The organism is Streptomyces sp. NPDC059371 (genome assembly GCF_042751995.1).
Taxonomy (GTDB): domain Bacteria; phylum Actinomycetota; class Actinomycetes; order Streptomycetales; family Streptomycetaceae; genus Streptomyces.
The window spans coordinates 1-22,365 of sequence record NZ_JBHYXD010000089.1; the positions used below are offsets into that span (position 1 = coordinate 1).

General features: G+C 66.7%; 19 protein-coding genes and 5 pseudogenes. 12 read left to right on the forward strand and 12 right to left on the reverse strand.

The genetic code is table 11. From position 1 onward, the window contains the following. Positions 1–857 precede the first annotated feature (857 nt). Together ACFXGX_RS33625 and ACFXGX_RS33630 are read left to right on the forward strand one after the other, a co-directional pair. Complete coding sequence (locus tag ACFXGX_RS33625; protein WP_384798960.1) at positions 858–1,001, forward strand: integrase; 144 nt, start codon at positions 858–860, stop codon at positions 999–1,001. A gap of 505 nt (positions 1,002–1,506) precedes the next feature. Further along, positions 1,507–1,929 carry a hypothetical protein gene (locus ACFXGX_RS33630; RefSeq protein ID WP_384798963.1) on the forward strand — a complete coding sequence of 141 codons (423 nt, stop codon included), beginning with the start codon at positions 1,507–1,509 and terminating at the stop codon, positions 1,927–1,929. A 706-nt stretch (positions 1,930–2,635) separates the two neighbouring features. On the opposite strand, the gene ACFXGX_RS33635 is transcribed toward ACFXGX_RS33630, so the two are convergent. Further along, positions 2,636–3,007 (reverse strand): hypothetical protein, encoded by a 372-nt coding sequence (locus ACFXGX_RS33635; RefSeq protein ID WP_384798966.1) that lies wholly within the window; start codon positions 3,005–3,007, stop codon positions 2,636–2,638. A 292-nt stretch (positions 3,008–3,299) separates the two neighbouring features. Between ACFXGX_RS33635 and ACFXGX_RS33640 the strand changes: the two are divergent. Then, positions 3,300–3,799 (forward strand): annotated as a pseudogene (locus ACFXGX_RS33640) (transposase). Here the strand turns inward: ACFXGX_RS33640 and ACFXGX_RS33645 are convergent. Then, positions 3,786–4,043 carry a hypothetical protein gene (locus tag ACFXGX_RS33645; protein WP_384798969.1) on the reverse strand — a complete coding sequence of 86 codons (258 nt, stop codon included), beginning with the start codon at positions 4,041–4,043 and terminating at the stop codon, positions 3,786–3,788. The pseudogene ACFXGX_RS33640 and the gene ACFXGX_RS33645 overlap by 14 nt on opposite strands. Before the next feature lie 244 nt (positions 4,044–4,287). Continuing rightward, positions 4,288–4,857, reverse strand: a complete 570-nt coding sequence (locus ACFXGX_RS33650; RefSeq protein WP_384798971.1) for a hypothetical protein — start codon at positions 4,855–4,857, stop codon at positions 4,288–4,290. 104 nt (positions 4,858–4,961) lie between these two features. On the opposite strand from ACFXGX_RS33650, the pseudogene ACFXGX_RS33655 reads away from it, so the two are divergent. Continuing rightward, positions 4,962–5,751, forward strand: a pseudogene (locus ACFXGX_RS33655) (IS5 family transposase). 5 nt (positions 5,752–5,756) lie between these two features. Here ACFXGX_RS33655 and ACFXGX_RS33660 read toward each other — a convergent pair. The 7 genes and pseudogenes from ACFXGX_RS33660 to ACFXGX_RS33690 form a co-directional block, all read right to left on the reverse strand. After that, positions 5,757–6,074: pseudogene (locus ACFXGX_RS33660) on the reverse strand (hypothetical protein); the annotation flags it as partial. A gap of 1,730 nt (positions 6,075–7,804) precedes the next feature. Further along, positions 7,805–8,932 carry a ParB/RepB/Spo0J family partition protein gene (locus ACFXGX_RS33665; RefSeq protein WP_384798974.1) on the reverse strand — a complete coding sequence of 376 codons (1,128 nt, stop codon included), beginning with the start codon at positions 8,930–8,932 and terminating at the stop codon, positions 7,805–7,807. Beyond that, positions 8,929–10,194, reverse strand: coding sequence for a ParA family protein (locus ACFXGX_RS33670; RefSeq protein WP_384798977.1), 1,266 nt, complete (start codon positions 10,192–10,194; stop codon positions 8,929–8,931). Before ACFXGX_RS33670 ends, ACFXGX_RS33665 begins: the two co-directional genes overlap by 4 nt. Before the next feature lie 330 nt (positions 10,195–10,524). Next, positions 10,525–10,680, reverse strand: coding sequence for a hypothetical protein (locus ACFXGX_RS33675; protein WP_384798980.1), 156 nt, complete (start codon positions 10,678–10,680; stop codon positions 10,525–10,527). After that, positions 10,656–11,126, reverse strand: a complete 471-nt coding sequence (locus tag ACFXGX_RS33680) for a hypothetical protein (protein ID WP_384798983.1) — start codon at positions 11,124–11,126, stop codon at positions 10,656–10,658. The genes ACFXGX_RS33675 and ACFXGX_RS33680 overlap by 25 nt, the downstream gene beginning before the upstream one ends. A 420-nt stretch (positions 11,127–11,546) precedes the next feature. Continuing rightward, positions 11,547–12,116 (reverse strand): maleylpyruvate isomerase N-terminal domain-containing protein, encoded by a 570-nt coding sequence (locus tag ACFXGX_RS33685; protein ID WP_384798986.1) that lies wholly within the window; start codon positions 12,114–12,116, stop codon positions 11,547–11,549. Positions 12,117–12,142: 26 nt separating this feature from the next. Next, positions 12,143–12,973, reverse strand: a pseudogene (locus tag ACFXGX_RS33690) (helix-turn-helix domain-containing protein); the annotation flags it as partial. A gap of 809 nt (positions 12,974–13,782) precedes the next feature. Between ACFXGX_RS33690 and ACFXGX_RS33695 the strand changes: the two are divergent. From ACFXGX_RS33695 to ACFXGX_RS33720, 6 genes and pseudogenes are all read left to right on the forward strand, one after another. Continuing rightward, positions 13,783–14,535 (forward strand): annotated as a pseudogene (locus tag ACFXGX_RS33695) (IS630 family transposase); the annotation flags it as partial. Positions 14,536–14,557: 22 nt separating this feature from the next. Continuing rightward, on the forward strand, positions 14,558–15,118 hold the full coding sequence (locus ACFXGX_RS33700; protein WP_384798989.1) for a histidine phosphatase family protein: 561 nt from the start codon (positions 14,558–14,560) through the stop codon (positions 15,116–15,118). A gap of 360 nt (positions 15,119–15,478) precedes the next feature. Further along, the gene (locus ACFXGX_RS33705) at positions 15,479–16,081 is read left to right on the forward strand and encodes a DUF6461 domain-containing protein (RefSeq protein ID WP_384798992.1); all 603 of its coding nucleotides are present in this window, start codon (positions 15,479–15,481) and stop codon (positions 16,079–16,081) included. A 301-nt stretch (positions 16,082–16,382) separates the two neighbouring features. Further along, positions 16,383–16,802: a hypothetical protein gene (locus ACFXGX_RS33710; RefSeq protein ID WP_384798995.1), complete on the forward strand. Its 420-nt coding sequence runs from the start codon at positions 16,383–16,385 to the stop codon at positions 16,800–16,802. A 306-nt stretch (positions 16,803–17,108) separates the two neighbouring features. Then, positions 17,109–17,920, forward strand: a protein-coding gene (locus ACFXGX_RS33715; RefSeq protein ID WP_384798998.1) for an IS5 family transposase whose coding sequence is annotated in 2 segments (ribosomal slippage) — positions 17,109–17,432 and positions 17,435–17,920 — 810 coding nt in all. Because the reading frame shifts where the segments join, the coding sequence is not laid out codon by codon here. Positions 17,921–17,965: 45 nt separating this feature from the next. Further along, positions 17,966–18,292 (forward strand): hypothetical protein, encoded by a 327-nt coding sequence (locus tag ACFXGX_RS33720; RefSeq protein ID WP_384799001.1) that lies wholly within the window; start codon positions 17,966–17,968, stop codon positions 18,290–18,292. A 27-nt stretch (positions 18,293–18,319) separates the two neighbouring features. Here the strand turns inward: ACFXGX_RS33720 and ACFXGX_RS33725 are convergent, their stop codons facing one another. Beyond that, on the reverse strand, positions 18,320–19,129 hold the full coding sequence (locus ACFXGX_RS33725) for a hypothetical protein (protein WP_384799004.1): 810 nt from the start codon (positions 19,127–19,129) through the stop codon (positions 18,320–18,322). Positions 19,130–20,263: 1,134 nt separating this feature from the next. Between ACFXGX_RS33725 and ACFXGX_RS33730 the strand changes: the two genes are divergently transcribed. Beyond that, positions 20,264–20,497 (forward strand): hypothetical protein, encoded by a 234-nt coding sequence (locus ACFXGX_RS33730; RefSeq protein WP_384799007.1) that lies wholly within the window; start codon positions 20,264–20,266, stop codon positions 20,495–20,497. Here ACFXGX_RS33730 and ACFXGX_RS33735 read toward each other — a convergent pair whose 3' ends face one another. Further along, positions 20,498–20,662, reverse strand: coding sequence for a hypothetical protein (locus tag ACFXGX_RS33735; protein WP_384799010.1), 165 nt, complete (start codon positions 20,660–20,662; stop codon positions 20,498–20,500). It lies immediately after the preceding gene. A gap of 326 nt (positions 20,663–20,988) precedes the next feature. On the opposite strand from ACFXGX_RS33735, the gene ACFXGX_RS33740 reads away from it, so the two are divergent. Beyond that, positions 20,989–22,356, forward strand: a complete 1,368-nt coding sequence (locus ACFXGX_RS33740; RefSeq protein ID WP_384799013.1) for an FG-GAP and VCBS repeat-containing protein — start codon at positions 20,989–20,991, stop codon at positions 22,354–22,356. Positions 22,357–22,365 lie beyond the last annotated feature (9 nt).

A 22,365-nucleotide genomic window follows, 5' to 3' on the forward strand; every position in this document is an offset into this window, starting at 1 on the left:
TGTGCCGGTTCTTTTCGTCTCCCTATCTACACGTGTGGGCTTTTGTTGGCTGGGCCCCCGGGCGCCGGGCCCGGGGCCCGACGGCGCGGGGGGGGGGGGACCCAGGGGCCAGCCCGCGCTCGCGCGGGCTTGATGAAGTAGGGAAAGTTGTATCCCCTGGCTCGGCTGCGCCGCGCGGTACTCCTTCAGCAGGTTGAGGCCAACGCGACTGCGAGCGTTGGTCGCTTCGGCTACGCACTTGATCTCGGCTACCTCTCAGGGTGCTGCTATGACCCAAACGCCGCACAGCTGGTCTAGGGGTTACCCGAGCCCACGGGTTGCTCCAGACTCGAGGGTATGAGGGAGGACAGCCCGTGGTCGCTGACAGATGCTTGGGATTGGACGGAGGAATGTGCACGGACTGCTGACGCGTCGGTGCGAGGAACTGACTCTTGGGTGCCTCCCGTCGAAGAGGAGTTGGTGCTGGCCGCACGGGCGAGCACACTGAGTCAGTGGTATCCGTTCACCAGTCACAACTACCTGCGGTTCGTGGATGGCCCCGCGTTCTGGATGCACGGCGGACAAAATGACGTGAATGAACTGGCGGGGTGTATCTCCTTCGACAAGGGCGGGCCGGACGGCAGCCCCACTTTCCGAGTCTGGAGCGGACTCCTGCTACAGAAACCGGACCCTGCGCTCGTTTTCACTACTTCGAGCGCGGTGGTTGCCGTAGCCGAGTTGGTGAGGCTGCTGTCAACTGACAGCGCGGAGAGTCAGCCACGCTCGCCTCGACCGGGCTCGGTGACGTCCACTTCCACGATCTCCGGCACACCGGGAACACCCTCGCCGCGACCGGCGGCGCCACCGCCCGCGAGCTGATGCAGCGCAGGGGCCACCCGTCGGTGCGGGCCGCGCTGGTCTACCAGCACCTCGTCAACGGGCGCGACCACCAGATCGCCGACTACGTGGACGGTCAGATCAGGAAGGTGCGCCGCCCTCCGCGCGGCCCATCTGGCACGTGAAGGGCACCGCGGCCCCCACCGACCGGAACCGGCCGGAAACGACAGAGGCCCAGATCACCGGATTCACACCGGCTGACCTGGGCCTTGTTCGTGTCCTGAGACTGGTGGGCGCGGACGGTTTCGAACCGCCGACATCCGCCTTGTAAGTTCGCTGGCAACTCGGCGCGGCCTGCCGAAATGAGGTTCGCCGGTCGCTCGCGCTTCCGACTCCGGCCACCGCCGTTTGCCATCGTTCGCCGCCGTTGATGTCAGTTGGTGATGTCAGACCGAGGGACGGTCTATGCGCTGACGGCCAGCTCCCGCGCACGCCGACGCGCTTGGGATCTCAGTTCCTTGAGACGGCCCGAGCGGGGTGTCGCGGTGTGCCCCCCGATGCGAACTACGGGCGTAGCGGTCGCTGAGGTCTCCTCGGCTGGAGGGAGCGCGCGCCCGCAAGCGGTCCCCTGCCGGATGTGTTCGAATTTATGAAGACCGCTTTTCGTGCGATATCGGAAAGGTAGGGCCCATGACGACGTCGTCGGACCGGATCGGGGAACTTGAGGACAGGGCAAAGCACGCGCAGCAGCAGGTGCAGAATGCGCTCGCTCAAGACCAGCAGCAACTGTCGGCTGCGGTCGACCAGGCGATGCAGGAAGCAGCGCAGCGGGCGGAGCAGCTCAACCGTGAGGCGGCCCAGAAAAAGGCCGCTGCTTCCGCATCGTTGGAGGAAGCAAGTAACAAGTGGCAGGAGCATGTTGCGACGGTCAAGAGTCGTATTCAGGAGCGGAAGGCCGAGCGTGACGCGAACCACGCCGAGCGGGATGCGGAAGATGCGGAGTTCTACGCGGTAGATGCGATCGACTTCGCCATTGCCGCGATTCAGGAGGCGGAGTCCGCCTCGCTGGATGCGTTGCTGGCCCGTGCGGAGGCCGAAGCCCTGGCGAGGTAAGGGTCTGTAAATCTGCCGGCTTCGCCTTCCCAGGTTCGAATCCTGGCGCCGCCACCCTAACGGGAATCGGCTCCTGACCAGCAAGTTTGGTCAGGGGCCGTTCTCGTTCTCGGCTCAAGTCAGTATCCGCCGTTCCCCGCTGGTCCCCGGACGTTCTGGCACGGCCGTGGCACGAGCCGTGAGCTTGATCATGCGGCGGCGTTCCGCGCTTGCTTCCTCGATCGGCGGTACCGATGCCACTTGGGCGCGAGCTCACCGCACGCGGTCACCCAGACCGCAAGAACAGCGCAAAGAACGATGCCGTCGCGCTCTCCGGTGAGCCTGCCCACCACCCAGAGGGCTGGCGTCGTGATGAGCCAGGCCACGAGCAGGTGTCTCGTTTTCGGCCACCAGTGCGCATTCTTCACAGGCGGGACGGTATCAAGGGTCATCCGTTCGCCTGGCGACGGCGGGAGGGCGACTCCGAGGCTTTGGGCGGGAGCTGCCTGCGCGCTTTGAGGCTGTGGCCTCATCTTTATCAGGTCGATCACGGGGACCCATCGACGTCGGGTCAACCTGTCCTCTGCCTTGTCCTGCTGGCCGCTGAGGTTCGGCATCGACCGCCCCTGTTCGCACCTGTTGGTGTCAGACGCTGATGTCAGCAGAAGCATCGGGATTGACACCCCGCTGCAAGAACGGGCCTCGGGTTTGCGGGGCGGGCTAAGCCTTAGCGGTTCGTGCTGGTGGGTTCGCCTAGGGCGGTGCGTACCCAGTCGTGAGTGGTTCCGGGATCGAGGGCGGTGAGCAAATCTGTGAGCGAGCCGTCCCAGCTTCGTCTTGCACGGTCGGCAGCAGCTGTGGCGACCAGTTGCCGGGTGTCCTGGTCCTCGCAACGGACCAGTGCGATGGCCGCGTGTGGGCCGGCTTCGGCGAGGATCTCGTGGGCATGGTGTGCATCTGCCTGTAGGTGTCCCTGCCGCACGTGTGCGGCGTGGGCCTCGCTCTTGGCCCCTTGGAACATCGACCTAAGCCCCATGAGGCCGATCGTCCATGCGAGCGAGACGGACATCAGGGTGTAAGTAAGGTCATTGGCTGTCATCTCGCGACCAGCCCCGACCACCACCGGCCCTGAGCGACCGTCTGGCGTGCCGGGCGGGCACCACTGCTCGATACGTGTTGGTATGGAGGGGTAGGCCCGCCCTGAGCACAGTCGTATCCGCTCGCTTCATGCCCTCTGGTGTTGGATCACCAACACCCGTCGCCCGCGTGTACTCCGTCATGCGCCGCATCCCCCAGCGATCGTGAACTTGAACCTCTGGCCTCATCCTTCTCAGGTCGATCACAGCGGGTCGGCGGCGTTGGTCAACCGGCCCTAGCTTCGGGCTGACTGTCTGCCGAAGTTCAACGCTGACCACTGTGTCCGCGGCCGTTCCCGCAGACGGATATCCATCGCTGCGCTGACCTGCTACAAACCCGGTCAACGGTCCCGGCTGATCTACCGGCCGCGCCGGGACGACGGTCAGCGCGACGGACGCAAGAGCTTCTGCTGGCGCGACTACCGGGACCTGCTGATTGCCGCACATCAGCAGCTCGGCGGCCCGATCGTGCTCGTCTGGGACAACCTCAACGTCCATAAAGCCGCCGATCTGCGGGAATGGACGGCAGTCCAGGACTGGCTGACCATCTACTACCTGCCGCCCTACGCGCGGACCTCAACCCCGTCGAAGGGAGCTGGTCCCTTCTGCGACGCGGCTGGCTCTCCAACGTGGCTTTCTCCACCCCAGAACACGTCGTCCAGCGCATCCGGCGCGGCTTACGGCACATCCAGTACCGCAGTCACCTCAGAGACGGCTGTCTCGCGGAAACCGGCCTGACCATCAGACCCGCCTGACCCGGCACGACATCACGAGTTCAATCTCAGTAGTGACGTCGGCAAGACGGTGCTTCCTCCGGCGACAGCCCGCGAGCGGCGGACAGCCGTGCGGGCAATAGTCGGCCAGCTCGCCCGGGGAGATGTCGTCGCGGATCGCGCCCGTCGCGGTGGCTTCGGCAATGACACCGCGCACCGGATCGCGCAACTGCTGCTGAGCCTCGATGGCGACGGCGGTCAGCCGTACGACCAGTTCGTCAGCCACGCCATGGGGTGTTCGCGCTGATCGCGGGCTGGGCTTCATCGTGGTGGCCTGTGGCTGCCGCAGCGTCGACGTCTGGGTGCGGGACTGGACGGACATGACCGCCATCGCGCAACAGGACGCCCATGGGGGACGCCCTGGACGAGCCTTGTACCTACTAGGTTTATCACCGCGCTCGATTCCAGGTGGGGCAGGACCGTCCGAATGCACACGACGAAAGAGCCGGCTCAGTGCTAGTCACGCCATGTCAGGTCGTTGACCGACCTTGGCGATACTCCTCGGAAGGCATCGAGTCCCATTCAGTATTCGCGCCGTCACGCGTCACCATGAACAACGGACGCGATCGCAGGACCTGCCCGACGAGTTGCCCGCGCATGACCACCCCGGAATCATTCGGTCCTGCATAGCCCTCGGGCGTGTAGCGAAAGCGCCCGTCCACTGCCTCGGCATGCGCGATTACGTCGCTCTCCAGCTCCGACAGGTCCCTTCCGACCAGCGAGATTCCGTCGTACCCGACCTGGGGACCGTGGACAGCATCGGCTGCGATGCAGAACAATCCCACAGCCTGGCTCACGTAGGCCGTGACGGCCGGCAGAGAGGGGGTCGCCTCGCGACGGACCTCGATCTTCCAAGTCGGCGAGAAGGTCGCGTGGTCCCGTGCGCAATCGCTGACCTGCGCCTGGCCGAGAACCTGAGCCGCCTTGACCACTTCGTCGACGATCATGCCGAACCGGAACGGTCCGACGCCGACAGCCGGTGCGTAGGACCACTCGTCCCGATCAGCGACTCCGGAATCGACTTCGGTCTTGAACGTCATGGTCGCCCCCCTGGAGACAGCTGAAATCTTGCCGCCGCCCATCATGACTTTCGGCTTGGGTGGTCGTTGGTCCGAGCGTGGGAACACGCCAGTGGCGGCCGTGGATCGTATCGGATGAACTGTGGTCGCTCATTGAGCCGTTGCTGCCCGAGCCGGCGCCGAAGCTGGTCGAGGGCAGACCGCGGGTGCCGGACCGGCAGGCCTTGTGCGGGATCCTGTTCGTACTGGATACCGGCATCCAGTGGGAGTACCTGCCCCAGGAGTTGGGCTTGGGTTCGGGGATGACGTGCTGGCGGCGTCTTGCCCGTGGAACGAAGCCGGCGTGTGGGATCAACTGCAGCTGGTGCTGCTGAGAAGGTTGCGGGCCGCGAAGCAACTGGACTGGTCCCGGGCGGTGATCGACTCCTCCCCCGTGCGAACGGCCCGGCGGGGCCCAAAAGCGGACCCAGCCCCGTCGACCGCGCGCGGCCGGGCAGCAAGCACCACGTCGTCACCGACGCCCAGGGCATCCCGCTCGCGGTGTCGCCGACCGGCGGAAACCGCAACGATGTCACCCAGTTGCTGCCGCTGCTGGACAAGATTCCGGCGGTAGCAGGCGTCCTCGGCCGGCCCAGACGCAGACCCGATACCCTGCTCGCCGACCGCGCCTACCACCACGACAAGTACCGCCGCCTGCTCTGGGACCGCGGCATCCGCCCGATCATCGCCGAACGAGGTGTGGAACACGGCTCCGGCCCGGGCATTTTCCGCCGGGTGGTAGAGCGCACGATCGCCTGGCTGCACGACTTCCACCGCCCGCGGATCCGTTGGGAGCGACGCGACGACATCCACGAGGCCTTCCTCGGCCTCGCCACCTGCCTGATCACCCACCGATACGTCCAACGCCTTTGTTAGGACCTCTTAGGCGACCGGTTGTACTCGATGGGGCTGCCCAGCACGGTCGCCCGCCACGCCGTCGCCGGATCGTCGCCCGCCTCCAGGAGCTCGCGCTCGATCCGGTCGGAGTCCGGATGCCGGCCCTCCCCCAGGAGCAGTTCGGCCTGCCGCTCGGTCACCACGTCTCCGACCCCCGGGCCGACCGCAGCGAGTCCCCGGCCCCTCCAGACGCCGGGCGGAACACCGGCTTCCTCCTGGGCGGCGCGCAGCGGCCTGCCCGCAGGACGGTGCCCTGACCACGGCCGGGTACGTCGCTCTCGGAGCAGCCGCCCGTCTTCCACGCTGACGAGCGAGGACCTTGGAGGGCTCGGGCGTGACGCGGGACTTGGCCATACCTTCCCCGAGCAGGTGCCAGGACCTCAGTGGCTGTGGGCCGTGCTCTGGCCGGTGAGGAACGGTCCGGGTACCTCCAGACGCCTCATCGAGTCATGTCTGCCCACCGGCCGATACTCCTGGCAGAGCGGATGGCACAGCGGAGGTCAAGGGGCTGGGAAGCGGACAGGCCTGGTCCCACTTCCTGTCGCGCACGTGCTTCCAGACCTCACTCCAGTCCGAGGGGCAGGGACTCATCGGAGTCGGCACAGCGGGCGGCGACACCGTGGTTGACCTCGTACCCGTAGGCGGCCGGTACACGGGATGGCACTCCGCTTCGTACGCGCCACCGGAGCAATCGACCTCCGAGCTGCCGGAACACGCGGACACGCCGTACACGACGACTGTCACGACCACCGCCCCGACGGTTCCGGCTGTCCAAGACGCACGCCTTCTCCCCATGCCACCCCTCCGTGACAGCGCGACGCAGCATTGTCGCGCAGGACCGACGGGTTCGGCATCCCCGTGCTCCGCCAAACGCTCCCTGATCGGAGCTGGGGGCAGTCACGGTGTCTGCTGCGAACAGCTCATGGACCCACGCCATCCGCAACAGACATGCGGTTTGGGACTGCCTCCGGTGACGGCCCGGCGAGACCGATCGCGCTCTCAGGTCAATCCCGGGGGCACCGCCGTACATTGACGGCCCACAAAACCCACCCGGGCCTGGGCCTGTCACCCCGCACCTCAGGGATCGAATCGCCCGGCAGAATCGCCTCCTCGTCACAGGCCACACGGCCTCTGCTGAAGTCGATCGCCTGCTGCCGCGCACTCTCCGCAGACTGCTCCCCCATCCCGTCATGCAGGTGCGCCGCTCGCGCTGTCGGTCATGAAGGAAGGAAGGATCGGCCAGGCCCGCGAACTGAGCCTGACCGCCGCGCATCTCGTGGTCGTGCAGCGTCATGTCGGGGGTGACATCGGAGAGGATGGTCGGCTGGACTTGGCCCGTACCGTCGACGCGCAGTGGCGGGATGACGATGAAGGGCCGGGCAAAGAATGCTGCGCAAGCCGATAGATGACGGGCTTGCGGAGCCAACAGGAAGGCGGAACTGCAGCCAGAGGCGACAGTCACCGACTCCCCCTGCCTGCAGGCAGGAAGGCACTCAAGAGGCGCGCCGGCACAGGAAGGTGCGGCTCACCACTATCGAATGAGCCCGCCGGAAATGAGAACGTCCCCTCAAGACCGGCGAACTCGCGCGGCTGACCCCCGGCCCGCCGCAGTGCCCTCACCGCCTGCGCCTCGTCGTGAGTTCCGTGGCAGCGGCCCCTCCGCCCAACAGACCGCCCGGCCCGCACCGACGTCCACCGGTACCGCTGCGTCAGCTGCGAGGCCGTCCAGCTCCAGCAGTTCTGGACGTGATGCCGTGCCCTCTGCGAGACCTGACCGGGCCGTGCGGTTGCTGCGCGGCAGCTTCGTGAGAACTGATGCGGCGCTGCGCAGGGAAGTCGCCTGGCCCGGAGCGCGCGACGCGACCGCGATGGCCAAGGCAGCAGGTCCTGAGGACCCCTGCCGAGGCCTGCTCTGCTTCGGGCCGGCACTCGCCGCATCGTCATATCTGAAGAGCACTCAGGCTCGCATGTGGCTCTGGCCGCTGCGAGGACTTTCGTGTCTTCCTCTGCCGGTCGTTGAGCTGATGTTGTCTCAGCTCGCTTCATCGGTACCGGACGTTGCCACGATCTGCGCGTACTGCTCGGGGTCGCGTTCCTGCGCGAACTGGTTCAGCGCACGCAGCATTTCGAAGAAGGCGGGCTGTTCCATCTTCCGTGCCAGGTGCATCGCGATGAACAGCGGATCATCGTAGGGCAGCGAGCGGGGCTGCTTGTCCTCGTTGACGGGGTCGGTCCTGGGCGGTTGTTCCGTGGCGACGCGCGGTTCCGGAACGGCCGGTTCGGGTTCGTGCCCGTCGTCGTCTACCTCTGCCTGGGGCTCCGAGGTCGGGGCGTTGGCTGCCGTACTGCTGGTGATTACGCCGTAATCACTCGGGTCGTTTTCCGGCACGCTGGAAGCCGCTTCGACCGCTGTCTGCTGCACCGGCTGCGGACGGGGGGGCCGGGACTCGAGCTCCTTGCGTGCCCGTGCCGCCTTGAGTTCATCCAGGACTGCCGCCTGCTGGTCGGCGGGCTTGTTGCCCACCGCGCGCAGCAGGTCGATGGGCTCCTCCCCGATCCGGGCCTGGAGCTCGGGGGTGAGATTGAGGAGCGCGAGGCGTTGTGACACCCAGCCCTGGGAGCGATGGAGACGCGAGGCGAGGGCCCGCTGGCTGCCATGGATGACGAGGAGCCGCTGGAGAGCGCGTGCCTCGTCCAGTTCTTCGAGGTCCTGGCGGTGGATGTTGGCGACGAGGGCGGACTCGAGGAGTTCCTCGGAGGTACCGCCTTGGTCGTCGCTGACCATGACCTTGAGTGTGGCAAGGCCGGCTTCGCGGGCTGCGGCAAGCCGGCTGCTGCCGTCGATGACGATGTGCGTGGCGTCGGGTTCGAGGTCGGCCTCGCGGTCGGGGTTGGCTTTGATGTAGGCGTCGCGGTTCATGACCGTGATCGCCTGCTTCTGGCCGTGTGTTGTGAGGCTGCCCGCGAGGTCGGTGAGGTCGCCGAGGTGGGAGCGCGGGTTGTCGGGGTTCGGGCTGATGCGGTCAACGCGGAGTTCCGCGGGCGGGGCGACCCCGTCCGTCGGAACCCCGGTGGCTGCGGCGACGGCCTGACGGCGTGCGCTGACGGTGCGCACTCCCCCACCGAAGCGGCCGCTGCCGAGCTGGTCGGCCTTGCTCACAGGACCTCCCTGGCGAGGGCACGCATGCCGACCGCCTGCTGCGATTTCGGCGCGTAGGACAGCAGCGGCTTCTTCACTCGGACGGCTTCCTTCTGTTCCTTGAGGTCGCCGATGAGCCCGACAACTCGTGGATCCTTTATGTCGACCCAGCCCTGGAGGGAGGACGTGGCGATGTAACCGCGGCGGGAGTCGTACAGGTTGACGACGATGCCCAGGTAGTCGATGTCGATCTGCAGGTCGCTGCGCAGGTCGTCGACCTGGGTGGTGAGGAGTTCGTAGGCGTCGGCGGAACTGTCCTCCGCCTGGACGACGACGAGGGCGCCGGACTGTCCGGGCTTCTCGGCGTCACGGCGGCGGCCGTAGTAGGCGGCGGCGTCCATGCTGAGGCCGAGGCTGGGCGGGCAGTCGACGATGATTACGTCGTAATCACCTTCGAGCGGAGCCAGGGCACGCTCGAGCGCCGATTCGCGGGCGCGGACCGCGGACAGCCGAACGTCGAGGAGGAACGCGTCGTTGCAGGCGGGCAGGAGGTGGAGCCGGCCGTCGAAGACGTCGTCGTCGACGGAGACGATCAGATCGCGGAGTTCCCCCTTGGGGTCTCCCGCCATGTGGTTGGTGAGGCTGTCCCCGTTCAGCGGCAGCGGGGTGGCACCGAGTTGGTTCGTGAGGTGGCACTGCGGGTCGAAGTCGACGAGCAGCACGCGCATCCCGGGCCCGGGCAGGTTCTCGATGTCGAGCGGATCGTCGCTGGGTTCGGCTTCATCTGCATGGGTCTCGCTGGCGCGCAGGGCTTTGGTGAGGGCCTTGGCTACGCGCACGGAGTGCAGTGAGTTGGGGTCTTCAGCGAGTGCTTCGCCGAGTCCGGCGGTGATGGCTGTCTTGCCGACACCCCCCTTCTGGTTGCAGACGACGATGCGGCGGGTGATCGCGGGCCGCTGGATGTCGGGGGTGGGGTTGGTGTCGAGCCAGAGCTGGACGGACTGCGCGAGGCCCTGGATGAGGGAGACGCGTCGGTCCGTGGCGATCTGGCGGAACTCTTCCCACTGGCCGGGCGGCAGGAAAGTGGAGAAGGAGTCGGCTCCCGCGGTGTCGAGAGTGGCGAGGGTGGAAGCGAGGCTGCACCAGTCTCGGATGCCCTGTTCGACCGCGGTCTGGATGTCGATGCCGTGCTGGGCGGCTCTGATCTTGAGGTTCTGCCGGAGCCATCCCGGCAGTTTGGAGACGACCTTCTCGCGGTCGCTGGAAGTGGATGGCGAACTCATGGGAGACACCATACTAACGCCCTTGATCATCCGAGCGATTGACACGTTAGTTAGGCCAAGTTGATGCCGGATCGGGAGTTGCCTGCGTGATTCCTGTCCCCTCTCCCCCAGTCCGAGGCATCGCACCCGGCTCACCAGAGACGCTTCATACCGGTTGATGCATCACTGCCCTGGACGACCCATTCGATCCGCGGCAGAAGGGCTGGCTCGGGCCCCGAGTCTGCGGGTGACGTTCCAAGTACTGCGGCTCTCTGAACCTCAACTCGGGCCTTCTACACCGGAGCCGCAACGACTGATTACGTCGTAATCACTGGAAGGGCAAAGGTGAGGTCACTGGCAGGTGAGGCTTCTCGTCAGGCCGGCAGCAATCGTGGTGGCCAGGATCCAGCCTGCGGCGACCAATGCTGCGGCGAGCAACTGCTGCCAACCGTGCGGGTTGAAGGCCTGCTCCTGGCCGAAGCTCACGACGGGCACCAGCAGGTCCAAGACGTAGAGGAACGCGTTGAAGGGGGCGCCTCCGCCGGCTTCACTGCGGGTGGCTGACGTGAAGCGAAGGCTGTGGTTGCGGTGAGCAGCAGGAACACGAGCCACGCTGCCGCGCGCAGGGGCCGGTAGCCGTATCCGACCGTCCAGTCCTGGATGTGGCCCCAGATGCGCAGGACCGCCGGCTGGCTTGCCCGCTGACGACGGCATTTGGCGAGCGATACCTCCCGTGCTGCCGCCTCGTGTCCCTGGGCGGTACAGGCGGCCGCGAGTCGCTCATAGGGCTGTGGCAGATATCCGCTGCTGTCCTTGGCGATCCGGGTGAGCCGGTCCCGCACCGGAAGGCTCGCCTCGAGATGGCGGTATGTGAGCCCGTCCAGGAGCAGCGCATCGGGCCAGCGGGCAGGATCGTCGGAGAGGACATCCACCTGGGGGTACCAGAAGTCCACCGGCCCGCTCAGGTCGGTGTGAGCATCGGTTCTGACCGAACCCGCTCCGATCTACCGCACGGAGAGTCGACCTGAGATCGTCGCCCGCTTGAGGCACATGACGCCCGCGACACTGCTGCTGGTGAAGGACATACCGCCGTGGGAGACGAAGCCGGCGCAGCACTCGAGGACGCCACCCGCACTCAGCTGCTCGGCAGTGAGAGTGTTCCCAGACCTGTTCGACAGGCGGGCATCGTGAAACCCGATGCCGGCGCCGACGACTGCATCGTTGAGGACGAAGTATCCGTCGGAGGACAGCCCACCGCAGTTGATGCGCCCTGCGACGTGCGGCCGTCTGGCCGACAGCGTCTCGCCTCCTGGATTGCACAAATGCGCAGCCGCTAGTGCTCTGACGGGGAAGGTTCGCCGGGGCCAGCTCGATCAGTCCGATCGTGCCGCTTCCCACCGCCATGAGGTTTGGCGAGGGAGGCCGTCGAGGTCCCCGCGACCGGTGCACCAGAGAAGTACCTCGGTGGGGTCTCCGGGCGGGGCAGCAGGGAAGAGCCGGCTGAGTACGGCTGCGCTCAGTGGCGCTGGTGGTAGCCAGTCCACGGACAGCCCCTGCGTGATGTCGTGGGTGTGCAGCAGCGTTTCGGCCACGCCCATGGCTGCGAACCCCTCGGGGTCGCACGGACCCCAGTGCCAGGCACGCAAAGTCGGGGCGGCCGCGGCCAACGCGCTGCTGAGTAGCCCGCCGCAGGCGGTGGCGGCCTGGAGCACCTCGGCCGGTGAGGCTGTGGGGCGGACGTTCAAGTCGAAGGGAAGGTAGGCATCGGTGGGCTGTGCTGCCAACTGTCCTGCGTAGGCCAGCAGGTCATGGCCGATATGCGCTGCTGTTTGCCAGCAGGTCCATGCGAGCGGCCCCGCCGGCACCGTCCAGTCCGCGGCGGTACGAGGGCTGAGTATCCGCAGCATCTCTGCCACGGCGGCGTCGACGTCCTGAGGGTTCATCGGAACTCCTCGCGGTTCGTGCTGTGCAGAATGATGCAGATCGGGGCGCCGTCGGGTCGGGCCGCTCGGATCGACTTCAGCGCGGCCAAACCGTTGGCGGTGCCTTTGCGGCGGCGGTTGACGCCCCACAGGGCGTCAACGCCAACGGAGTAACAGCCGTGGAAGTAGGTGACGCCGTGAGTGCGGCGGTAGGTCGCCGGCAGGCGCTCGGGCTTGCTCTGCTTCGCCCAGCAGGAACCTGGGGTCGGCCGGATCCCCAACGGGCCGAACTCGTCGAAAGCGAAGACCCGGTCCGGAAAGCGGTCCAGCACCTGCTCGATCCGGTCAAGCTTGGCCTCGCGCTCACGCTCACACTCACACTCGGGGTCGGGGTCGGGGTCGGGTGATTCCTTCCAGGTCTTGGTGCGCTGGAAGGTGACGCCGCGGCGCAGGAGCAGACACCGTAAAGTCTCGCGGCTGATGCGGATGACGCGTCCGTGCACATGGCGCAGGTAAGTAGCGAGTTTGCGGATCGACCAGCGGGTGAAGGGCTGACCGAGTCTGGTGGGGCGCGTGACGGCCGTCTGGATGACGAAGTCCTCGTCGTCATCGCTGAGCAGGCGGGGACGGCCTCCCGCCCATCGAGGGTCCAGGCAGGCCAGGCCGATGTCGTTGAACCGGTGGATGACGTCCCGGACGGTGTCCTCGTCGGCCCGGACCAACTGGGCGATCACCGGAACGCGGTTCCCGCCGACGGACGCCAGCAGCATCATGGCCCGGCGATAGCGCACCGAACTGGTACTGCCCCGCCGCACGATCTGTCGCAGCTTCCGCTCTTCCTGACCGGCCAGTCTGGGCACGCGCACAGGCTCGGCCACTCACGCCTCCCAGCGGTCAGAACGGACGTCGCCGCACATCCAACCGTGCCGACTACCGACCCGGCGAACCTTGCCGGTCAGAGCACCAGGTTCGCTGAGACAGAAGCCCGAACGACTCGGTTGGGCGAGACAGGAACCTCACGTCCGCAGATGAGTTCCGCAACAGCACAGACGGTCCTGGTGATTACGGCGTAATCACAGGCCTACTCGACCGCGCGCTGCAGAGCTGACGGCATGGGTCAGTGCGCGCGGTACCGCGCCCCTGACACGCGAACTGATTACGACGTAATCACCGACCCGATCGCGCCTGCTGGCAACGTGCGGTCCGGAGGCGTTCGGGAGGCTTGGGGGAGTGCCGGCCGCCTCGGGAGGAATCGAGGCGCAGATTCCCTCGATGCGAACCCGCCGGGTGGCAATGATCGCCAGACCTGCACGGACACTCGCCGAGGTCTACCTGACGATGGCAGATGCAGGCATCTGGCAGAGGTGTTGCGGTTGTGTGCCCGAGGGATGGGCAATCGCTCAGTGCCGCATCGACCCTGCAGCCATGGGGTCTCCAGTGCGCGTGTCCGTACCTCGTCGTCGAAGCAGAGCGCACATCCGGGGGCGGCTCCCCCCACCCCTGGGGAAGGGGCAAGGTTGCCCGAGCCGCCCTTGCAGAGTGCCTTGAACGTCAAGTGATTACGACGTAATCACCGGCTTCTACCCACCTGCCAACACTGCGCAGTGCTGGAGACGTCCGATGGGGCGTGGGGGAGTACTGCCGGCGAGACATCTGGCAGCGGCCCCATCGTCTCCTGGGGCCTACGCGGAAATTCCATGGCAGGGTAATCCGCATCGGCCGCGAGGCATTACGCCGCCTGCTGGCCCGCCGCGGCATCACCTTCCAGCGCACCAAGACGTGGAAGGAGTCCCCGGACCCCGACCGTGAGGCAAAGCTGGACCGAATCGAGCATGTCCTGGAGCGCTTCCCGGACCGGGTCTTCGCGTTCGACGAGTTCGGCCCGCTCGGCATCCGCCCCACCGGCGGTGCGGGCTGGGCTCCCGCCAGTCACCCCGAGCGGCACCCGGCGACCTACCATCGCACCCACGGCGTCAGGTACTTCCACGGGTGCTACTCGATCGGCGACGACACGCTCTGGGGCATCAACCGCCGGAAGAAGGGTGCCGCGAACACGCTGGCCGCGCTCAGGTCGATCCGGGCCGCCCGCCCGGACGGCGCCCCCATCTACGTCATCCTGGACAACCTGTCTGCCCACAAGGGCGAGACGATCCGTCGCTGGGCGAAGAAGAACCGCGTCGAGCTGTGCTTCACGCCGACCTACGCGTCCTGGGCTAACCCGATCGAGGCGCACTTCGGGCCGCTGCGGCAGTTCACCATCACGAACTCCGACCACGGCAACCACACCGTGCAGACCCGGGCCCTGCAGTCCTATCTGCGTTGGCGCAATATGAATGCCCGTCACCCCGACGTGCTGGCAGCCCAGCGCCGCGAGCGGACCCGCATCCGAAGCGAGAAGGGTATCCGCTGGGGAGGCCGCCCACTCGCCGAAGCGGCCTGACCCACCGAGAAGAGAGCCTCCGATGGCAGTAGAGATCATCTACGAGACTCACGCCACCACCACCGACAAACAGGCGGGTATCGCTACCGGCTGGCTCCCGGGCCGGCTCTCGGAACTGGGCCGCCGCCAGGCCGGGGAACTGGGCGAGCGCCGACGTGACGACGCGCTCGCGGCCGTGTTCACCTCCGACCTTCACCGCGCCGTGGAAACCGCCCGGATCGCGTTCCCCGGCGGCAAGCCCGCGATCCATCAGGACATCCGACTACGCGAGTGCAACTACGGCGACCTCAACGGAACATCCGCCATCCTCATCGCCGCCCAACGGGCACGCCGGATCGACGAGCCCTTCCCAGGCGGACAGAGCTACCGACAGGTCCTGGCGGCCACCGACGCATTCCTCCATGACCTGGCCACTGACTGGGACGGCTGCCGGATCCTACTGATCGCCCACTCGGCCAACCGATGGGCTCTGGACTGTCTGCTCACCGGAGCATCACTGGATGACCTGCTCGAAGCCCCACCTGCGTGGCGCCCGGGCTGGCGCTATACGCTTCCCGCCGACTGGCCTGCCCCAACCCGGTGAACCTTCTGAGTCACGGCACTAGTGAGGACGAGGTGACGTCCGCACTGTCCGCGGCCGGCGTCTCACCCCCTCGCCCGTCGGCGCCACCAGCACCCCTCCGGACGCCCCTGCCGGGCCCCGAGGCTTCGCTGCACATCGTTTCCGAGGTGGAGTGGGTCTGAGCCCGGATCGGCTTTTCCGTGGCATGTACAACCCTGCGAGCTCCCTTTCCTGATCGGGAAGGGAGCTCGTTGGGGTTCGTCGTCAGGTGACCCCACGGGCTCGGTGCGGGAGCAGCTCCCGGCCAAGGTCGCTACGCCGACGGTTCTGTACAGTGCTGCGCCTCGATGATGACGGGCTCGACTTCAGGGGGACGCGGCGGTGTGGGAGGACCTGGTTGCCCGGTACGCATGGGCTGATAAGGATGAGCTGGAGGCTTACACCTTCTCCGTGATTGCCGGCAGGACCGAGGACGAGGTGATCCGAGCGTTCGGGGGAGATGCGGACGTGTCGCGGACGATGACGTTCACCGAGGCTTCACAGGAGCAGGCGAATCAACGCTGCGAATTGCTTCGTGCAGTCACCGCCGAGGCATACGTCGTGGCTGTCGAGTGGGGATACCGCGGAAGCATTCCGGAGATCGCCCGGCGAGCCTCAGCCGATGGCGGGGAGTTCTTCAGTTTCTACCGAGACATCAACGCTCGCTACCAGGTCATGCATGACGCCGATGGACGGGTGGACGGCATGTTCGACCCGTTCGATCTGCTGGATGCAGCCTTGACGGGATCTGACCCAGAGCTGCCTGCGTGGGCTGCAGGTGTCTCCTTCCATATGAGAACCCTGTGCGCCGAATCCCTCGCGCTGATGGAACGCACCATGGGCGTGCCGGTGGACCCTGCATGGGTCGACACCAGACTCCGCACCCTGCTCCTTGCCCCACCTAGCGCGCTGTTCGATGACCCGGCGACGGCATGGACCCCGTGATAGACGCGATCTTGCTGCGCTGCCGGGCCACCCGCCTGGTCGACGAGGACGTCCCTGGGTGGATGAGGTATGCGGTGCGATGCCCACGGCCGTATGGGGACCATGGTGGACAAGTGCCCGATCTCCGCTGGCGTTGACCTCTGCTCTGACACGTAGAGGTCAACTGGAGTGCCGGACGCTCGACTTCATCGCTGGTCGCCGCCCCGGAGGCCGACAGACTGCCCGACTCGCCGGAAGCTTACGGGGGCCATGATCACTCGCGCCAAAGCCGCTTCGCCGACCTCCGCTGTACGGTGCCCCCGTGAATGAAGAGAACGAATGGGGGCTGCGAACTCTCACCCCAAGCGAGGCCAACCGTCTTCGGGAGCTCGCCGAGGCGGTGGGGGAGGATCTGCGCCGATTCGGGCTAGCTATGTACAACCGTGAGGCGCCGGATTGGGAGACGGCGGCTGGCGGGCTGGAAATCGAAGTAGACGCGTTCGACGATGCCGCGGGCGGCATCTGGCTCCACTGGACGGTACATCCTGCTCTCCGTCTTGCGAGCCGTGGGGCTCATCAGAGTGGGAGGTCGAACGATTCGGTGATCCGGGCTGCGGGGCACGTTCACGAACAGATGGCGTCAGCGATCCTGTCCATGTTGAAAGCGCTCGGATACGTCGCCGAAGACAGTGACGATGACTATCGCCCCTTTGCGATCAAGGTTCTCTCTGGACCCTGCTGATCCCACGGCCGTGCCCCTCGCGTGCCCACCGAGCGGGGAACCACGGGGAACCCGTGCCACTCTCGTGCCAGAACGGGCGGGGAGTCAGGGGGGAATCGCGGTGTGCAGGGACGCGCCGCCCACTCCATCCGAGGCTGGGAATCCGCAGGTCACGCCGCAGACCGCCTCGCCTCGCCCCTGAAGCGGTGGTCGACAGGGCTTGGCATGATTGTGGGCGACTGGCTGCCCTTAGAACGCCTAACACAATGAGGTGGATTCGGTCCCTGGTGGCCGTGTCCGTTCGGCGGGTTCGGTGTTGTCCAGGCCGTGGGGGCTTCACCGTGGATCGTGTCAGATGGCTTGTGGGAGCGGATCGAGCCGCTGTTGCCGAAGAAGGAGCGACGGTTCAGGTGCCCGGGCCGCAGGCCGGTACCAGACTCGCAGGTGCTGTGCGGGATCCTCTTCGTGCTGCACACCGGCATCCAATGGGAACACTTGCCCCAGGAGCTCGGATTCGGCTCGGGTATGACCTGTTGGAGACGGCTGCGGGACTGGAACGATGCAGGTGTCTGGCAGCAGCTGCACGAGGTGCTGCTGGCCGAGCTGAATACTGCTGCTCGGCTCGACTGGTCGAGGGCAGTTGTCGACTCCAGCCACGTCAGGGTGCTAAAAGGGGGCTCCAGACGGGCCCGTCGCCAGTCGACCGGGGGCGAGCCGGCTCGAAACATCACCTGATCACCGACGGGCACGGCACACCGCTCGCGGTCATCCTCACCGGTGGTAACCGCAACGATGTCACCCAGCTCATGCCCCTGCTCGACGCCATCCCACCCGTCCGGGGAAGAGCTGGCCGGCCACGCCGCAAGCCCCAAGCCATCTTCGCCGACCGCGGCTACGACCACGACATCTACCGCGATCAGGTCCGGGCCCGCCGGATCATCCCGGCCATCGCCCGACGCGGCACCGCCCACGGCAGCGGCCTGGGGGTCTATCGATGGGTCGTCGAGCGCACCTTCGCCTGGCTCCACGGCTTCAAACGACTCCGCGTCCGCTGGGAACGCCGAGCCGACATCCACGAAGCCTTCCTCAAGCTCGCCTGCTGGCTGATCACCCACCGCCAAGTGCTGTCGCTTACCTGACCAGCAACCGCCCATGCCGGAAGACGGGTCCGGCAGACTGATCGCATGAACCGCGACGACCTGGAATCCGCACTCGATCGGAACGACAGCACCTCCGCACGTGCCGCCCTGGCCGAACTCCAGGCAGGTTCTGGCTTCGAGCTCTTCCAGAGCCAGACCGCCTCTGCACGCCAGCTCTGGGACATCTGGTCCCACCGGCATCAGGTCATGCTCGACACCGGAGTTACCCCTCGACCCGGGCTGGCCGAAGCCGTCGACAGACTCCATGCCGCGGAAACAGCCCGGGTCTACCTGGCGACGATCACCGGCTCGCAGCGACGGTTCACCATTTTCCTCACAGAAGACCTCACCCGCTCCATCGCCTGCATGTAGCCGTTAGCTTCATTGTGTTAGGCGTTCTTAGGCGGCTTCGCCTGGCGATACGAGTTCGGCCGCCGCCATGTACGCCAGCACGGCATCCGCCATAGTCCCGGCGGGGCGACTGCCCGAGCGCTCCTTCTTGGCTATCTCACGGACAGCGGCCTTCACGTACGTTGCCAGGCTGACGAGTTGGGTCGGGGTATGGCAGGAGGGCAGCACAGCTGCGATCTCATCGAGCCAGAAGGTGACTTCATCGTCGTCGTCGAGGCCTGCTCGATGCTGAAGGAGTCGTTCCGCAAGAGGGACCATCAGGCGGTGCCGGCGGGCAGCTTCCTGCTGAGCGCGTCGCTCGGTGTTGGCTCGCTTGGCTACCTCGCGTTCAGCTAGTAGGGCAGCCTCGGGCGTGCGGCGGATCGGGCGGTCAGTCTGCGGGTCTGGAAGGGACGCGGCCCGCAGACGCAATGCCTTGTTGTAGGCGGCGCTGGCGGTGTTGACCGCGAGAGCGGGCGCGAGTTGGGCCCACTCGGCACCTGAAGTCCTGGCGTCCTCTATGGCTTTCGCCTGATGGGTGTCGGCCTGCTCCCGCAGGTACTGCCACAGTTTCACGCGCGAGATGGCCGCCTGTCGGCGGTCCTCGCCCTTGAGCGCGGATGCCTGAGCCTCCAGGTACAGCAGCGCGGAATATAGCTCTTCGTCAGCGGGCATCCGTCCAACCTCCGGATCCTCTGCCTTCTCGTGCAGCTCCCGCAACTGGCCCATGAGAGCCGATGAGTCCAGTGGGCTCACGCGAACCGGGCTCTTGAGCAGCGGTGTTGTGGGTGGGACCGGCTTACGGGTGGGACGTGCCATGCCGTCGATTGTGCCCGACGAAACTGATTCACATTCTGTGAATCAACGAGATGTGATTCTCTGTGAGTGTTGAGCGAGCGATCACACCGGCATGTCGTCGAAGAGCCTGAGCTCGATAGGTGCCGTATTCGTGCAACAACCGTCGTCATCCGCGTCCGGCCTCCTGGTGCAGGTTCTCCTAGGGCGGCTTCCACGGGGCTCCGAGAATCGGCGTTGTCACTGGGCTCTGCAAGAGTGTGCGTCGTCGACGAACTGGTGGAACATGTCGACGATCAAGATCGAATGCTGGGGGTGGTAGTCAGCCTCTGGCCGGCCGTCCGCAGCTCGGGGGCTCCCTGCCGGGAATCTCGAGTGCGGCCAGCGCTGCGTCTGTCGTCTGTCACATGGCGGGGCTGGTCGGTTCGGTGGGAGCCGTCGTCGTTCTGCAGACTGGTTTCTCCGAGGATCCTTGCTGAAGGACAGACTCACCGCGGACCGATCGCGGATGGTCACTTCTGCGATTCCGGGGGGAGCGGGTGCTCCCTGAGCTCTGGCTGTCGTTCGCCGCCCGCCACGTCTTCGACGCTCCGAGTCGAGAAAGACGTACTCAACGTTCATGACGCTGCGTCAGATTCTTCGTCAGGAGCGATCCTCCCGTCGACCGACTCATGCGTTTCGCTGGCACCTGATCCGCTCGGGTTCGTACTGGGCAGTCGCAGTCGCGGGATCTCGCTGTTGGAAAACGGTGTACCGGCCGCAGGCATAGCCCTTCCCTTGGGGTACGGGGCAGTTGCAGGTGCCCGATGAGGCGAAGGGAAATCGCTGGCTCCCAACCCGTGCAGCACGGTGTGTGCGAGCGCGGGGTTGGGTGGTCTGGCAGGGCATGACCAGTTCGTCGATACGGTCGTCGGTGGGGGAGGCGACCAACTGGAACGCGGTGGCGCGCTGACGGGGTTGGGTGGTCTGGTGGTGGCGTTGCGGCAGATGTCGGGTCGGTGAGTGTGGGTGAGGCGGCTGGCGGCCGGCGGCCGGTCGTCGTCCCAGTCCGACGTCGGTCAGCGTCCGTGTGTCCCGCAGCCGGAGTGGGAGGGCTCGTTCCATGAGCGTGGCGGGGAGGGCGCGGGGAGAGGAGCCCGCAGCGGGAGGAGTGTTGGCTTGCGGGCGGATGGCCACCGCACCCGCATCCCGGGCATCCTCGAACCGGCAGGCATGGGGGAGGGGGAGCGGGTGGAATTCGTCTTCGATTGCGGTTGGTGTGGTGGGGACAACTTCTTCGTGGGCAAGCAGGTCGGCTTCTGGGTCGACAAGTGGGAGATCCCCTCGGAGTGGGACTGCCGCTTCTGCGACGGACTCAACTACACGCCCGACCCGCCGTGGACCGAGGCGTAGTCAGAAGCTGGAGATCAGTCCGGCGAGCGAGACCAGGCCGCTGTTGATGGTCGGGGCCAGGCCGGCCGCGGCGAGGGTGCAGCCGAACAGCGCGGAGCCGAAGCGGACGTAGCCGCCCTTGACCAGGACGATCAGGATGATGGCCAGCAGCACGGCGGAGGACACGGTAAGAGCCGGCCCTTGAACCTCCGCCTGGGCCCAACGCCTGGCACACAGGCCGATACACGCGCCGACCGCCGATGCGCCCGCACTCCGCGCGAACGACGGGGTTCAAAGACAGGCTCAAGCACTTACGACGTTCTCTCTGCGCCAACGTACAACCGTTCGACCCCATCGTTGGTCTCTTGATCGCGGACCCCACGCGTCACCCGGGGCAACTTTCGGTGAACGACGTGGCGCTCCCACGCACCCCCGGCCACGCATCCCGCTTCGGCTCCCAGATCGCCGACCGACCCCACCGCCTCCGCGACTCACAAGGAACCCCAACACCCATGCCCAACCGCACAGCGACCACGCTCGCCACCTTCCTGGTAGCGGGCCTCATCCCCCTCACCCTGCCCACCGCGGCAGCGAGCGCCGCGCCCGCGAAGCACGGCGACGACTTCAACGGCGACGGCTACCGCGACTACGCGTACGCGAGCTTCAGCGCCCACGGGGGCGGCGGCGTCACCGTGGTGTTCGGGACCGCCACCGGGCCCGGCTCCACACAGCAGCGCATCACCCAGTCGAGCACCGGCGTGCCCGGCTCCGACGAGGCCGACGACATGTTCGGCGAGGTGCGGGCCGCCGCGGACTTCGACGGCGATGGATACGGCGACCTAGCGGTGGCAGCGACCGGCGAAAACGGCTCCCACGGCGCCGACCAGGGCAACGTGACGGTCCTCTGGGGCTCCGCCTCCGGCCTGTCCACGGGCACGACCCTCCCGAACAAGAACCCGGGCCGCAACAACTACATGGGCAAGGACCTGGCGACCGGCGACTTCAACGGAGACGGCAAGCAGGACCTGGCCGTCATCAACAACTCCATGACCTACGTCTACCGCGGCCCGTTCAAGCGCTCCGGCACCACCGGCACCGTGACCAAGCTCGACAAGACGACGTCCTTCTTCGCCACGGCCCTGATCTCCGGCAAGGTCAACGGCGACACGAAGGCCGACCTCGCGATCATCGGCGACGTGGTCAGCCCCGACTACATCGCGTCCGACGTCTGGTTCATCAAGGGCGGCACGAGCTCGCTCACCCCGGCCAACACCCTCCGCCTGGAGTCCGAGTCCGGCAACGGCGGCAGCTCCGAGCGCGGCGGCGACGGTGTCATCGCCGACTTCAACAAGGACGGCTACGGCGACATCGCCGTCGGCACATCCCTCTACTCCAAGCACAAGGGCCGCGTCAGCGTCTGGTACGGCTCCTCCGCCGGCCCGTCCCGAAACACCCGCCTCACCCAGTCGACCAGTGGCGTCGCCGGAACCCCGGAGAACTACGACGAGTTCGGCTCATCCATCTCGGCGGGCGACGTCAACGGCGACGGCTACGCCGATCTCGCGGTCGGCGTGCGGGACGAAAAGATCGACGGCCAGGACAACGCGGGCGGCGTACACGTCTTCAAGGGACGGGCGAGCGGCCTGTCCGGTACCGGTTCGCAGTGGTTCGCCCGCAACACCCCCGGCGTGCCGGGTGCGTTGACGGCAGACGACCAGTTCGGTGGCCTGGTACGGCTGCGCGACACGAACGGTGACGGAAAGGCCGACCTCTATGTGAGCGCCGCCGGCGATCTGCGGCTGCCCGGCTCAGCCAGCGGCATCACCACGACGGGCGCGACGGAATACAACGCGGCGCCCATTGACGGTTTCCTGCAATAGCTCCCCCCA

Coding starts and splice junctions, on each gene's coding strand:
- ACFXGX_RS33720 (WP_384799001.1), top strand. CDS start 17,966: ATGAACCGCGACGACCTGGAATCCGCACTCGATCGGAACGACAGCACC.
- ACFXGX_RS33635 (WP_384798966.1), bottom strand. CDS start 3,007: ATGACAGCCAATGACCTTACTTACACCCTGATGTCCGTCTCGCTCGCA.
- ACFXGX_RS33700 (WP_384798989.1), top strand. CDS start 14,558: ATGGCAGTAGAGATCATCTACGAGACTCACGCCACCACCACCGACAAA.
- ACFXGX_RS33740 (WP_384799013.1), top strand. CDS start 20,989: ATGCCCAACCGCACAGCGACCACGCTCGCCACCTTCCTGGTAGCGGGC.
- ACFXGX_RS33650 (WP_384798971.1), bottom strand. CDS start 4,857: ATGACGTTCAAGACCGAAGTCGATTCCGGAGTCGCTGATCGGGACGAG.
- ACFXGX_RS33685 (WP_384798986.1), bottom strand. CDS start 12,116: ATGAACCCTCAGGACGTCGACGCCGCCGTGGCAGAGATGCTGCGGATA.
- ACFXGX_RS33630 (WP_384798963.1), top strand. CDS start 1,507: ATGACGACGTCGTCGGACCGGATCGGGGAACTTGAGGACAGGGCAAAG.
- ACFXGX_RS33670 (WP_384798977.1), bottom strand. CDS start 10,194: ATGAGTTCGCCATCCACTTCCAGCGACCGCGAGAAGGTCGTCTCCAAA.
- ACFXGX_RS33625 (WP_384798960.1), top strand. CDS start 858: ATGCAGCGCAGGGGCCACCCGTCGGTGCGGGCCGCGCTGGTCTACCAG.
- ACFXGX_RS33725 (WP_384799004.1), bottom strand. CDS start 19,129: ATGGCACGTCCCACCCGTAAGCCGGTCCCACCCACAACACCGCTGCTC.